At 61.3% G+C, this 12,862-nt stretch carries 14 protein-coding genes, 1 other RNA gene and 1 pseudogene; 10 read left to right on the top strand and 6 right to left on the bottom strand.

The window, feature by feature from the left end; translation table 11 throughout:
• Nucleotides 1–15: 15 nt before the first annotated feature.
• A complete protein-coding gene (locus C8K63_RS13530; protein ID WP_108217165.1) occupies nucleotides 16–993 on the bottom strand; it encodes an NADPH:quinone oxidoreductase family protein in 978 nt (325 codons plus the stop codon).
• 150 nt (nucleotides 994–1,143) lie between these two features.
• Between C8K63_RS13530 and C8K63_RS13525 the strand changes: the two genes are divergently transcribed.
• Nucleotides 1,144–1,551, top strand: a complete 408-nt coding sequence (locus tag C8K63_RS13525; RefSeq protein WP_108217164.1) for a flagellar basal body-associated protein FliL — start codon at nucleotides 1,144–1,146, stop codon at nucleotides 1,549–1,551.
• A 99-nt stretch (nucleotides 1,552–1,650) separates the two neighbouring features.
• Here the strand turns inward: C8K63_RS13525 and C8K63_RS13520 are convergent, their stop codons facing one another.
• Entirely contained in the window at nucleotides 1,651–2,100 is a 450-nt protein-coding gene (locus C8K63_RS13520) for an EVE domain-containing protein (protein ID WP_108217163.1), read from the bottom strand.
• Between the two features lie 195 nt (nucleotides 2,101–2,295).
• On the opposite strand from C8K63_RS13520, the gene C8K63_RS30470 reads away from it, so the two are divergent.
• Nucleotides 2,296–2,451 carry a hypothetical protein gene (locus C8K63_RS30470; protein ID WP_007978897.1) on the top strand — a complete coding sequence of 52 codons (156 nt, stop codon included), beginning with the start codon at nucleotides 2,296–2,298 and terminating at the stop codon, nucleotides 2,449–2,451.
• Nucleotides 2,452–2,486: 35 nt separating this feature from the next.
• Here C8K63_RS30470 and C8K63_RS13515 read toward each other — a convergent pair whose 3' ends face one another.
• The 4 genes from C8K63_RS13515 to C8K63_RS13500 form a co-directional block, all read right to left on the bottom strand.
• Complete coding sequence (locus C8K63_RS13515; protein ID WP_108217254.1) at nucleotides 2,487–3,092, bottom strand: 5-formyltetrahydrofolate cyclo-ligase; 606 nt, start codon at nucleotides 3,090–3,092, stop codon at nucleotides 2,487–2,489.
• An 87-nt stretch (nucleotides 3,093–3,179) separates the two neighbouring features.
• A non-coding RNA gene (gene ssrS, locus C8K63_RS13510) (6S RNA) lies at nucleotides 3,180–3,358 on the bottom strand.
• 30 nt (nucleotides 3,359–3,388) lie between these two features.
• Complete coding sequence (locus C8K63_RS13505; RefSeq protein ID WP_039765346.1) at nucleotides 3,389–3,706, bottom strand: cell division protein ZapA; 318 nt, start codon at nucleotides 3,704–3,706, stop codon at nucleotides 3,389–3,391.
• Nucleotides 3,703–3,912 carry a TIGR02449 family protein gene (locus tag C8K63_RS13500; protein WP_007982902.1) on the bottom strand — a complete coding sequence of 70 codons (210 nt, stop codon included), beginning with the start codon at nucleotides 3,910–3,912 and terminating at the stop codon, nucleotides 3,703–3,705. The genes C8K63_RS13505 and C8K63_RS13500 overlap by 4 nt, the downstream gene beginning before the upstream one ends.
• Before the next feature lie 194 nt (nucleotides 3,913–4,106).
• On the opposite strand from C8K63_RS13500, the gene C8K63_RS13495 reads away from it, so the two are divergent.
• The 8 genes and pseudogenes from C8K63_RS13495 (at nucleotide 4,107) to gcvT (ending at nucleotide 12,816) form a co-directional block, all read left to right on the top strand.
• A complete protein-coding gene (locus C8K63_RS13495; RefSeq protein WP_108217162.1) occupies nucleotides 4,107–4,664 on the top strand; it encodes a YecA family protein in 558 nt (185 codons plus the stop codon).
• A gap of 27 nt (nucleotides 4,665–4,691) precedes the next feature.
• Nucleotides 4,692–6,026, top strand: coding sequence for a Xaa-Pro aminopeptidase (gene pepP / locus C8K63_RS13490; protein WP_108217161.1), 1,335 nt, complete (start codon nucleotides 4,692–4,694; stop codon nucleotides 6,024–6,026).
• On the top strand, nucleotides 6,023–7,210 hold the full coding sequence (gene ubiH / locus C8K63_RS13485; protein WP_108217160.1) for a 2-octaprenyl-6-methoxyphenyl hydroxylase: 1,188 nt from the start codon (nucleotides 6,023–6,025) through the stop codon (nucleotides 7,208–7,210). The genes pepP and ubiH overlap by 4 nt, the downstream gene beginning before the upstream one ends.
• Before the next feature lie 38 nt (nucleotides 7,211–7,248).
• Nucleotides 7,249–7,359 (top strand): annotated as a pseudogene (locus C8K63_RS13480) (tetrameric acyl-CoA thioesterase); the annotation flags it as partial.
• A gap of 9 nt (nucleotides 7,360–7,368) precedes the next feature.
• Nucleotides 7,369–8,586 (top strand): 2-octaprenyl-3-methyl-6-methoxy-1,4-benzoquinol hydroxylase, encoded by a 1,218-nt coding sequence (locus C8K63_RS13475; protein ID WP_177413316.1) that lies wholly within the window; start codon nucleotides 7,369–7,371, stop codon nucleotides 8,584–8,586.
• Between the two features lie 232 nt (nucleotides 8,587–8,818).
• Nucleotides 8,819–9,823: an extracellular solute-binding protein gene (locus tag C8K63_RS13470; RefSeq protein ID WP_108217158.1), complete on the top strand. Its 1,005-nt coding sequence runs from the start codon at nucleotides 8,819–8,821 to the stop codon at nucleotides 9,821–9,823.
• 138 nt (nucleotides 9,824–9,961) lie between these two features.
• The gene (locus tag C8K63_RS13465; RefSeq protein WP_108217157.1) at nucleotides 9,962–11,578 is read left to right on the top strand and encodes an iron ABC transporter permease; all 1,617 of its coding nucleotides are present in this window, start codon (nucleotides 9,962–9,964) and stop codon (nucleotides 11,576–11,578) included.
• A gap of 155 nt (nucleotides 11,579–11,733) precedes the next feature.
• Nucleotides 11,734–12,816 (top strand): glycine cleavage system aminomethyltransferase GcvT, encoded by a 1,083-nt coding sequence (gene gcvT / locus C8K63_RS13460; RefSeq protein ID WP_108217156.1) that lies wholly within the window; start codon nucleotides 11,734–11,736, stop codon nucleotides 12,814–12,816.
• Nucleotides 12,817–12,862: the final 46 nt, after the last annotated feature.

Genomic DNA, 12,862 nt, shown 5'->3' with positions numbered 1-12,862 from the left:
CCGCAATAGAAGTTCTCAGCGAACCTGCACCACCACTTTCCCGACCGCTTTACGCTGACCAAGATCATTGATCGCCTGCGCCGCATTGCTCAGCGGATACACCTGCGACACCAGCGGCGTCAATTTGCCTTCGGCAAACCAGCCGAACAGTTGCTGGAAGTTCGCCGCGTTGTCTTGCGGCTGACGTTGGGCGAACGAGCCCCAGAACACGCCGAGCACCGCCGCGCCCTTGAGCAGTGCCAGGTTCACCGGCAATTCGGGAATGCGCCCGCTGGCGAAGCCGACCACCAGCAGACGGCCGTTCCAGGCGATGGCGCGGATGGCCTGGTCGAACAGGTCGCCGCCGACTGGATCGTAGATCACGTCAGCGCCCTGGCCGTCGGTCAGGCGCTTGATTTCGTCTTTCAGGCTGGTTTCGCTGTAGTTGATCAGTTCGTCGGCGCCGGCGGCCTTGGCCACGGCGAGTTTCTCTGCGCTGCTGGCTGCGGCGATCACCCGGGCGCCCATGGCTTTGCCGATTTCCACCGCGGCCAGGCCGACACCGCCGGAGGCGCCAAGCACCAGCAGGGTTTCGCCCTGTTGCAGGTTGCCGCGCTGCTTCAGGGCGTGCATCGAGGTGCCGTAGGTCATGCTGAAGGCGGCGGCAGTGTTGAAGTCCATGGACGGCGGGATCGGCAACACGTTGTAGCCCGGCACGGCGACCTGTTCGGCAAAGCTGCCCCAGCCGGTCAGGGCCATGACCCGATCACCGACTTTCAAGTGGCTGACCTTTTCGCCCACGGCGCTGACCACACCGGACGCTTCGCCACCCGGAGAGAACGGGAAGGGCGGCTTGAACTGGTATTTGCCCTCGATGATCAACGTGTCGGGGAAGTTGACCCCGGCGGCGTGCACGTCCAGCAGGATTTCATTCTTCTTCGCGACAGGACTGGCGACGTCTTCCAGCACCAGCGATTCGGCAGGGCCGAAGGCTTTGCACAGCACGGCTTTCATCAGGGCTATTCCTTTGGGAGTGATGGCCGATAAGTGTAGGTGTGTGAGTTGATGGGTCAACGAGCATGCCTGGCCCTGATAGTCAGCCATAAGCTTGTGCTGGCGTGACGGGTCGTTATGCCAGGCCGCAAACCGGATAAGGAGCGAATTTTGAAAGCGTGGATCATTTTGATGCTGGCCCTGTCTTTGCCTGTGACAGCAGTGGCCGAAGAAGCCAAAGAGGATGCAGCCCCGAAGGTCAGTTACATCACCCTGAGCCCGCCGTTCGTGGGTAACTACGGGCTGGACGGCACGCCGAAACTGAAGGTCTACAAGGCCGATGTGGCGTTGCGGGTGACCGGTGACGAGGCGGCCAAAGCGGTGAAGGCCAATGAGCCTTTGATCCGCAATCAATTGGTCGCGCTGTTCGCCCAGCAGACTACCGAGACGATGAACAACGTCGAGGCCAAGGAAAAGCTGCGTCAGGAAGCGCTGAAGCAGACCCAGCAAGTGATGAACGACGAAACCGGTAAGCCGGTGGTTGAGGATCTGTTGTTCAACAACCTGATCATCCAGTAATGCTGGATTCTGTAGGAGCTGGCTTGTCGGGTCGCCGCATCGCAGCGATAGCGCCCTCAAGACCGCCATCGCCGGCAAGCCGGCTCCTACAGAGGCATCTCAACGCAGTGCAATCACCGCCGCCCACTGCTCCGGGGTCACCGGCATCACCGACAGCCGCGAACCTTTCTGCACCAGCGGCAACTCGGCCAGCGCCGTCTGCTGCTTCAGGTAATCCAGTTTCAGCACCCGGGCAAAGGTCTCGACATGCGCGACATCGATCGCGCTCCAGGCATTTTTGTCCGGGGTGGCCTTCGGGTCAAAATAATGGCTCTGCGGCTCCAGTGCCGTCGGGTCCGAATACGCGGCTTCGACAATTTTTCCGATTCCGGCAATACCAGGCTCGGGGCAGCTGGAATGATAGAAAAAGAACTCGTCCCCCACGGCCATAGCCCGCAGGAAATTGCGTGCCTGATAGTTGCGAACCCCGTCCCAGCGCGCTTTGCCGAGCTTTTCCAGTCCTTTGATCGAGAGTTCGTCGGGCTCGGATTTCATCAGCCAATAGGCCATGTCTGTTGCTCCTTGCGAGGTGATTGAGCAGCTTGTCGGCGATTTTATGACAAACCGACAGTCGGTTGACGTCAGCATTTGCGCAGCGGTTCACGTTGTCGCAAAATGCCGGCCTTTAAAGCTTGACGCTGCTGCACGGCCTACAAACGGAAACCGCTGCTGTCATCGTGTAGATATGCCTTTGGGGGGTAATCGATGAAACGCAAACCGGATTTACTATGGATTCTGGTCATTTTGTTTGGCCTTGGCGTCGTGACCACTGGCTATGCCCAAAGCCTGTGGGCCAGCAAGACCGATGCACCAGTCGAGCTCGCCCAATTGCAGCAACAGTCGACAGCCTTCAAACGCTGATCCTGTTGCCTCGGCGTCGCTGATCGAAGTGGCGCCTACCCTGCGTAATACCAGGCCTTGTCCGTCACCGTTCCTTGCAGCGGCACATCCCAGCTTGCCTGAGCCAATCGCTCCACCTTCTGACATTCATGGGCAAGCCCCAACAGCGTCGGCTTGCGCCAGTCGTTTCGTCGCGCCAGATAGGCCAGGCTCCGATCATAGAAACCGCCGCCCATCCCCAGGCGTCCGCCGACATCGTCAAACCCCACCAAGGGCAACAACACCAGGTCCAGTGCCCAGATCTTGCGTTGCCGGGCGAGGTTGGCCCGTGGCTCGAGAATACGAAAGCGGTTGGGTTTGAGCTTTTCCCCGGGCCGGATGCGCTGGAACACCATTTTGGTTCGCGGCCAGGCGCTCAGGACCGGCAGATAGGTGGCCTTGCCTCGACGCTGTGCGGCACGCAGCAACAGGCGCGGATCGATTTCACCGTCGGTCGGCAGGTAGAGCGAGATGTGTTTGGCGCGGCGGAACAGCGGTTGCTGGGCCAATTGCTTGTACAGCCCGCGAGCGGCCTGGCGCTGCTGGCTGGGGGTCAGTGCGCGGCGGGCCTTGCGCAGCATGCGTCGAAGTTGCGGGCGGGGGAGCAGCGCAGGTTCGGTCATGTATTCGGGCTTCAACAATGCGGATACGTGAAGCGTACCCGTAAAAACGCCAATGCCGGTATCAAAACCGGCATTGGACTGGAAATCAGGCTCCCCGAATGTGCCGCTGTCGACTTAGCCCTTGAACCCGAAAGTTCAAGGTGGAAGATGCAGTAGGCTTTAAGGCTTTCCGTCTAGCGGACATGCACACCAGCCCAACGTGCAACCTCCAGGGTATAGCAAATCGGCTCAGGGACATCGCCAACTGGCAAGCACCCCAGGGAGTGAGGGGATTATACCGCAAGCGGCGGCGCGAATCAGCCCTTGGTGACGTCCGGATCGGTGGCGAGCACCAGATCGACGCGATCGAGCAGGTCACGCACCTGTTCGCGGGTCGAGCCGCTGGCCTGGATATCCGGGCGTTCTTCCTTGTGCAGCAGGTCGTGGGTGATGTTCAGCGCTGCCATCACGGCGATACGGTCGGCGCCGATGACTTTGCCGCTGCTGCGGATCTCGCGCATTTTGCCGTCCAGATAACGGGCTGCGCTGATCAGATTACTGCGCTCTTCCTGAGGGCAGATGATCGAATACTCTTTGTCGAGGATCTGCACGGTGACGCTATTGCTTGAACTCATGAGTCTTGCTCCAGGGCCTTGAGGCGCGAAATCATCGATTCGACCTTACGCCGGGCGATTTCGTTTTTTTCAATGAGGTGCGCGCGTTCTTCGCGCCAGGTCTTTTCCTGAGCTAGTAAGAGTCCGTTTTGACTCTTTAGTTGCTCGACTCGGGTAATCAGCAGCTCGAGTCTGGCCATCAGCGCTTGCAGGTCGGTGTCTTCCATTGTCTTCACTGTCTGATGGGTGTTGGACTGTAGGAGCGAGCTTGCTCGCGATGAACATGAGAACGCCGCGGGGTGTCAGGTACCCAGCGTTATCGTTGACGACCATCGCGAGCGAGCTCGCTCCTACAGGGGTAGTCGATGTAGGATACAAGGCCTTCATTCTAGACATAGCGCCGTCTGGCGCCTAGCTGCCCATGACCATTCAGAATTCCCCGTACCAAGCCTTCGCCACCCTGCTGACTTCCAGCGGTCACAACGTCTCGCCAGCTGAGCTGCACGGCCTGTTGCTCGGCCGCAGCTGCGCCGGCGCCGGTTTCGACGCCGAAGGCTGGCTGATCGACGCCGCCGAACTGCTCGAAACCGAGCCGCAGGACAACGTTCGCAACGCCCTGATCGGCCTGCAAGAGATGGTCAAGGGCGAGCTCACCGGCGATGACGTGACCGTCGTTCTGTTGCTGCCGACCGACGACGCCCCACTCACCGAGCGTGCCGCCGCACTGGGCCAGTGGTGCCAGGGTTTCCTCAGCGGTTTCGGCCTGAATTGCCGTGACAGCAGCATGCTGAGCACCGAGGCCACCGAAGTGCTGCAGGATCTGGCGGCCATTTCCCAGGTGCAAGACGCGCTGGAAGAGTCCGAAGACGGCGAGAGCGACTATATGGAAGTCATGGAGTACCTGCGCGTCGCACCGCTGCTGCTGTTCTCCGAGACCAAAAAAGACGTGCCGGCCGCCGCCAAACCGTCTCTGCACTAATCGTTTGCCAGGGAACGCCATCTGCCCATGATCCACATCCCGAAATCGGAATACAGCCGTCGCCGCAAGGCCCTGATGGCGCAGATGGAACCCAACAGCATCGCCATCCTGCCCGCCGCCGCGGTGGCCATTCGCAACCGCGACGTCGAGCACGTTTACCGTCAGGACAGCGACTTCCAGTACCTCAGCGGTTTTCCCGAGCCGCAGGCGGTGCTGGTGTTGATGCCGGGGCGTGTGCATGGCGAATACATTCTGTTCTGTCGTGAACGCAACGCCGAGCGCGAGCTGTGGGATGGCCTGCGTGCCGGGCAGGAAGGCGCGATCCGCGATTTCGGCGCCGACGACGCCTTTCCGATCACCGATATCGACGACATCCTGCCGGGCCTGATCGAAGGCCGTGACCGGGTGTATTCGGCCATGGGCAGCAACCCTGAGTTCGACCGCCACCTGATGGAGTGGATCAATGTGATCCGCTCCAAGGCCAACCTCGGTGCCCAGCCGCCGAACGAATTCGTTGCCCTGGATCATCTGCTGCACGACATGCGCCTGTATAAATCGGCGGCAGAAGTGAAAGTGATGCGCGAGGCGGCGCGGATTTCCGCCCAGGCGCACGTGCGGGCAATGCAGGCCTGTCGCGCCGGGTTGCACGAATTCAGCCTGGAAGCCGAGCTCGATTACGAATTCCGCAAGGGCGGGGCGAAGATGCCGGCCTATGGGTCGATCGTCGCGGCGGGGCGCAACAGTTGCATCCTGCATTACCAGCAGAATGACGCGCTGCTCAAGGACGGTGATCTGGTGCTGATCGACGCCGGTTGCGAGATCGACTGCTACGCCAGCGACATCACCCGGACCTTTCCGGTCAGCGGCAAGTATTCAGCGGAACAGAAAGCGATTTACGAATTGGTGCTGGCTTCCCAGGAGGCTGCCTTTGCCGAAATCGCCCCGAACAAACACTGGAATCAGGCGCATGAGGCCACGGTCCGGGTCATCACGGCCGGGCTGGTCAAGCTGGGGCTGCTGCGGGGCGACGTCGAAGAACTGATCGCCAGCGAAGCCTACAAAGCGTTTTACATGCACCGCGCCGGCCATTGGCTGGGCCTGGATGTGCATGACGTCGGCGAATACAAGGTCGGCGGCGAATGGCGCGTGCTGGAAGTCGGCATGGCGCTGACCGTGGAGCCGGGGATCTATATCGCTGCGGACAATCAGAGCGTGGCGAAGAAATGGCGCGGCATTGGCGTGCGCATCGAGGACGACGTAGTGGTCACCAAAACCGGCTGTGAAATATTGACGAACGGCGTGCCGAAAACCGTCGCCGAGATCGAGGCCCTGATGGCCGCCGCGCGGACACAAGCGGCATGAGTCGAGTCAATCTGGCAATCATCGGTGGCGGGCTGGTCGGTGCGAGTCTGGCGCTGGCCCTGCAAGCTGGAGCCAAGGCCCGGGGCTGGAAGATCGTGCTGATCGAACCGTTCGCCCCCGGCGACACGTATCAACCGAGTTACGACGCCCGTTCTTCGGCGTTGTCCTTCGGCTCCCGGCAAATTTATCAACGGCTGGGCGTCTGGCAGGAAGTCTCCCGCCGCGCCGAGCCGATCAAGCAGATTCATGTTTCCGACCGTGGGCGCTTCTCGACGGCGCGGTTGTCGGCGATGGAAGAGGGCGTTCCTGCGCTGGGTTATGTCGTTGAAAACGCCTGGCTCGGCCAATGCCTGTGGCAAGGCCTGGACAAGGACGTGATCAGTTGGCGCTGCCCGGCGGAAGTCACTCGCATGGAGCCGCTGACCGACGGCTACCGCCTGACCCTCAATGATGAAACCACCCTGGAATGCGACCTCGCGGTGCTCGCCGATGGTGGCCGCTCCGGCCTGCGCGAGCAATTGGGGATCGGCATCCGCAAGCGTCCGTACAACCAGAGCGCGCTGATCGCCAACATCACCCCGAGCGAAGCCCACAACGGCATGGCTTTCGAGCGTTTCACCGACGAAGGCCCGATGGCGTTGCTGCCACTGCCGGAAAACCGCTGCGCACTGGTCTGGACCCGCCTGGGCATGGACGCGCAACGCCTGGCGGCCCTCGATGAGCGCAGCTTCCTCAGTGAATTGCAGGGCGTATTCGGTTATCGCCTCGGCGCGTTGAAGCAGGTCGGTGCGCGGCATCTGTATCCGCTGACACTGGTTGAGGCTGAAGAACAGGTGCGCTCGCATTTGGCGATTCTCGGCAACGCGGCACACAGCCTGCATCCGATTGCCGGCCAAGGGTTCAATCTGTCCTTGCGCGATGCCCAGGCCCTGGCCGATGCCTTGCTCGCCAGCGAAAAACCGTTGGGCGACTTCGCCACGTTGCAGGCCTATCGCGAACACCAGCGTCTCGATCAGGACCTCACCGTGGGTTTCTCCGATCAGGTCACGCGCCTGTTCGGCAGTACCCAGCCGCTGGTATCCCTGGGGCGCAACATCGGACTGCTCGGCCTCGACCTGTTGCCACCGGCCAAACGCTGGTTTGCCCGACAGGCGATGGGTCTGGGTACGCGACCGGATGCGTAACGGGTCGATCCGCCGGTTCGGCAAGGCGCGATTGATAAAAATACCTGCCGCAATTGCAGGTCGACATTCATGACGACGCCGGCCACTTGGTGGCGCGGGTCGGGAAAACCCTTTACGTGCGGCTCAAGCCGCAAGAGAGACAGGCTTAAAGCATGGAAATGCGCGCAGATCTGCTGATTGTCGGGGCCGGAATGGTCGGCAGCGCCCTGGCGCTGGCGTTGCAGGACAGCGGGCTGGAAGTCCTGCTGCTGGACGGCAGCCCCATGAGTGTCAAACCGTTCAACGCTCAGGCTGCTTTTGAGCCGCGGGTGAGCGCCCTGTCGGCCGCGAGCCAGCGGATTCTCGAACGCCTGGGCGTCTGGGATGGCATCGCCGGGCGGCGCAGCAGCCCCTACACCGACATGCAGGTCTGGGATGGCAGTGGCACTGGGCAAATCCATTTTTCGGCGGCCAGCGTGCATGCCGAGGTGCTGGGGCATATCGTCGAAAACCGCGTGGTCCAGGATGCCTTGCTCGAGCGCCTGCACGACTGCGACCTGGGGTTGCTGGCCAATGCGCGACTGGAACAGATGCGCCACTCCGGCGATGACTGGCTGCTGACCCTGGCCGATGGCCGCACCCTGCGTGCTCCACTGGTGATCGCAGCGGATGGCGCCAACTCGGCGGTGCGGCGCCTGGCCGGGGTCGCGACCCGCGAATGGGATTATCTGCACCATGCCATCGTCACCAGCGTACGTTGCACCAAACCGCATCAAATGACGGCCTGGCAGCGCTTCACCGACAACGGTCCGTTGGCGTTTCTGCCCCTTGAGCGCGATGGCCAACAGGATTGGTGTTCGATCGTCTGGTCGACCACGCCCGGCGAAGCCGAACGCCTGATGGCGATGGATGACCAGGGTTTCTGCAAGGAACTGGAGCGCGCCTTTGAAGGTCGACTCGGCGAAGTACTGAGCGCCGACCCGCGCCTGTGTGTGCCCCTGCGCCAGCGACATGCCAAGCGTTATGTGGCGCAAGGCCTGGCGTTGATCGGCGACGCGGCCCACACCATTCACCCGTTGGCCGGGCAGGGGGTGAATCTCGGGTTCCTCGATGCCGCCGTGCTGGCCGAAGTGTTGCTGCAAGCGGCAACACGAGGCGAACGTCTGGCGGATGTGAAAGTCCTCAGTCGTTACGAGCGTCGGCGCATGCCTCACAACCTGGCACTTATGGCGGCGATGGAAGGCTTCGAGCGCTTGTTCCAGGCCGATCCGTTGCCGGTGCGCTGGTTGCGTAATACCGGGTTGAAAATGGTTGAGAAGATGCCGGAAGCCAAGGCTTTGTTCGTGCGTGAAGCGCTGGGGTTGACCGGAGATTTGCCGGCGCTCGCCAAGGCCTGATTTTTGTTGAGGCTGCCGGCGAGGTTCCCGTGTAGGAGCTGCCGCAGGCTGCGATCTTTTGATCTTACTCTTCAACATCAAAAGATCGCAGCCTGCGGCAGCTCCTACATGGAATGCGGTAAATTTTAACGCCTGTGCAACATCCGGTAACTCCTCCACAGCCAGGTTCGATTGAGAAGCTAAATGTGAGTCCTTATCATTTGTCCTCATTTTCAATCGAGGGACCGCTCCCATGTTGGCACCAAAGCGTCTACTGACCGCACTGGCCCTGACCCTGATCGGCAGCACCGCCGCCCAGGCTGCTGACGAGGTGGTGGTCTACTCCTCGCGTATCGACGAGCTGATCAAGCCAGTCTTCGATGCCTACACCGCCAAGACCGGCGTGAAGGTGAAGTTCATCACTGACAAGGAAGCGCCACTGATGCAGCGGCTCAAGGCCGAGGGTGCGAATACGCCGGCCGACCTGCTGCTGACCGTCGATGCCGGCAACCTCTGGCAAGCCGAGCAGATGGGCATCCTCCAGCCGTTCACCTCGAAAACCATCGACACCAACATTCCGCTGCAGTACCGGGCAGCCTCTCATGCCTGGACTGGCCTGAGCCTGCGAGCGCGGACCATCGCCTACTCCACTGACCGGGTGAAGCCGGGCGAACTGACCACCTACGAAGCGCTGGCCGACAAGCAATGGGAAGGCCGCCTGTGCCTGCGCACGGCGAAGAAGGTCTACAACCAGTCCCTGACCGCGACCATGATCGAAGTGCACGGCGCCGAGAAGACCGAGGAAATCCTCAAGGGCTGGGTCAGGAACCTGTCCACTGACGTGTTCTCCGACGACACCGCCGTGCTGGAAGCGATCAACGCCGGCCAGTGCGACGTTGGTATCGTCAACACCTACTACTACGGCCGCCTGCACAAGCAGAAGCCAGATCTGCCGGTGAAACTGTTCTGGCCGAACCAGGCTGACCGTGGCGTACACGTCAACCTGTCTGGTATCGGCCTGACACAACACGCGCCGCACCCGGAAGCGGCCAAGGCCCTGGTGGAGTGGATGACCACCCCTGAAGCGCAGAAAATCTTTGCCGACGTGAACCAGGAGTTCCCGGCGAACCCTGCGGTTGCTCCTTCTGAGGAAGTGGCGGCCTGGGGCAAGTTCATTGCCGATACCTTGCCGGTGGAAATTGCCGGCAAGCGCCAGGCTGAGGCGATTCGTATGATGGATCGGGCTGGCTGGAACTGAGCCTGCTGTTTTAAAGGTCAAAAGATCGCAGCCTTCGGCAGCTCCTACAGGTTGATCACCAACCCAATGTAGGAGCTGCCGAAGGCTGCGATCTTTTTGTGCTTTCTCTACACTTCAAAATTTCGCGAGAGCTTTTCCTTGGCCCATCCCGCCCAACGCCGCTGGTATCCCGTCGTCTTCGCCATTGCTGCGCTGGTCCTGTTGCCCCTGAGCGTCCTGCTGCTTTCCTGGCAAACCATCGACACTCAAATCTGGTCCCACTTGTGGGACACGCAGATGCCGCGCCTGCTGGGCAATACCCTGACGCTGGTGCTCGGTGTCGGTGCGGGTGTCACCCTGCTGGGCGTCAGCCTCGCCTGGCTGACCAGCCTCTGTGAATTCCCCGGCAGGCGCTGGCTCGATTGGGCGCTGATGCTGCCCTTCGCGATACCGGCCTACGTGCTGGCGTTCGTGTTTGTCGGCCTGCTGGATTTCGCCGGGCCCGTGCAAAGCCTGCTGCGCGAATGGTTCGGTAGTGGTCTGCGACTGCCGCGCGTGCGCTCCACGGGCGGGGTGATTGTGGTGCTGGTACTGGTTTTCTATCCCTATGTATATCTGCTGGCCCGCACGGCCTTCCTCGCCCAGGGCAAAGGCTTGATGGAAGCCGCGCGGGTCCTTGGCCAATCGCCCTGGCAAGCGTTCTGGCGGGTGGCAATGCCCATGGCGCGGCCGGCCATCGGTGCGGGCGTGGCATTGGCGTTGATGGAAACCCTGGCGGACTTCGGCGCAGTGTCGGTGTTCAACTTCGATACCTTCACCACCGCCATCTACAAGACCTGGTACGGTTTCTTCAGCCTGTCTTCCGCCGCGCAACTGGCCAGCCTGTTGCTGCTGGTGGTAATGCTCCTGCTCTACGGCGAGCGGCGTGCCCGTGGGGCGAACCGGGCGAGCAACGAACGACCACGGGTCAAGGCGCTATACCACCTGCGAGGTGTCAAGGCACTGGCAGCCGTGACATGGTGCGGGCTGGTATTTGCCTGTGCCTTTGTCATTCCAATGCTGCAACTGATGGTGTGGTTCTGGCAGCGTGGGCGCTTCGATCTCGACGAGCGCTACACCGGGTTGATCGTTCATACCTTGTATTTGGGGGCGATGGCGGCGTTGATCACCGTCAGCGTTGCCTTGTTACTGGCATTTGCCCGACGACTGGCGCCCACCCGGGTCATTCGCTCCGGGGTCAGTCTGGCCAACCTGGGTTACGCCTTGCCCGGTTCGGTGCTGGCGGTGTCGATCATGCTGGCGTTCAGTTACCTGGATCGCGAACTGGTGATCCCGCTTTCGAGCTGGCTCGGTGGCGTGGGCAAGCCGCTGCTGCTGGGCAGTCTGTCAGCGTTGTTGCTGGCCTATCTGGTGCGCTTCATTGCGGTGGCCTACGGGCCTCTGGAAAGCAGCCTGGCACGTATACGGCCATCTTTGCCCGAAGCGGCACGTAGCCTGGGCGTCAGTGGGCCACGACTGTTTTTCAAAGTGTATCTACCGTTGTTGTTACCCGGCACGCTGAGCGCCGCGCTGCTGGTGTTCGTCGATGTGCTCAAGGAAATGCCCGCAACCTTGCTGATGCGCCCGTTTGGCTGGGACACGCTGGCGGTGCGAATCTTCGAAATGACCAGCGAAGGCGAATGGGCGCGGGCGTCTTTGCCGGCATTGACCCTGGTGTTGGTCGGGCTGTTACCGGTCATCGGATTGATTCGGCGTTCAGCACATCGAAACAGCTAGGTGTCAGTCCTACACCTTGCGGCTACAATGCGCGGCATTCGGTGCGGTCCGTCTGACAGACCAGGCAGCTGAAATCGGCTGAAGGCCCTTGTTTCAAGGCATTCAGTCCGTGCAGCACCTGCCCGCACCTTCGCCACGCCCGGAAGGAGAAACCCATGGGACAGCGTACGCCTCTGTATGACCTTCATCTCGCACTTGGCGCGAAGATGGTCGATTTTGGCGGTTGGGACATGCCTCTGCATTATGGATCGCAGGTCGAGGAGCACCACCAGGTACGCCGCGATTGCGGTGTCTTCGATGTATCCCACATGACCGTGATCGACGTCGGCGGCGCCCAGGCCAAAGCCTGGCTCCAGCATTTGCTGGCCAATGATGTCGAACGCCTGCACAGCCCCGGCCGTGCGTTGTACAGCACCATGCTCAACGAGCAAGGCGGGATCGTCGACGACATGATCGTCTACCGTCTCGATGCGGGTTATCGCCTGGTGGTCAACGCCTCCACCCGCGATCAGGACATAGCCTGGATGCAAGCGCATCTCGACGGTTTCGACGTACAACTCAGCGAACGTTCCGAGTTGGCGATGCTGGCCATCCAGGGCCCTCATGCCCGGCAAAAAATTGCCGAGCTGGTCAACCAGTCCCGCGGCAACCTGATCCAGCTCCTCAAGCCCTTCGAAGGCCTGTCCGATGGTGACTGGTTCATCGCGCGTACCGGTTATACCGGCGAAGACGGCCTGGAAATCATTCTGCCGGCCGATCAGGCGCCAGGCTTTTTCAACGATCTGGTCGGTGCCGGGATTTCTCCCATAGGCCTTGGCGCGCGGGATACCTTGCGGGTCGAAGCCGGCATGAACCTTTACGGTCAGGACATCCAGCAAGATGTTTCACCATTGGCCTCCAATATGACCTGGACCATCGCCTGGGAGCCTGCCACTCGGCAGTTCATCGGGCGCAAGGCCCTGGAAGCCGAAAAGGCCGCCGGTGTGCAGTACAAACTGGTCGGTCTGGTCCTTGAGGAGCGCGGGGTTTTGCGTGCTCATCAGGTGGTCCGTATCGCCGATGTTGGCGAAGGGGAGATCACCAGTGGTAGTTTCTCTCCTACGCTAAGCAAGTCGATTGCACTGGCGCGCGTGCCGATGGCTACTGCCGACCGCGCTGAAGTGGAAATCCGTGGCAAGTGGTACCCGGTCCGGGTGGTCAAACCGACCTTCGTACGTCACGGCAAAACCTTGATCTAACCTTTTCTGGCGGGCATGCCCGCCGACCCTTTTCCTGAGGACACAG

Origin of the sequence: Pseudomonas sp. GV085 (assembly GCF_003050925.1) — a bacterium.
Lineage (GTDB): Bacteria > Pseudomonadota > Gammaproteobacteria > Pseudomonadales > Pseudomonadaceae > Aquipseudomonas.
Note: the sequence above shows the minus strand (reverse complement) of the source record. Positions and strands in the feature narration are given on the sequence as shown.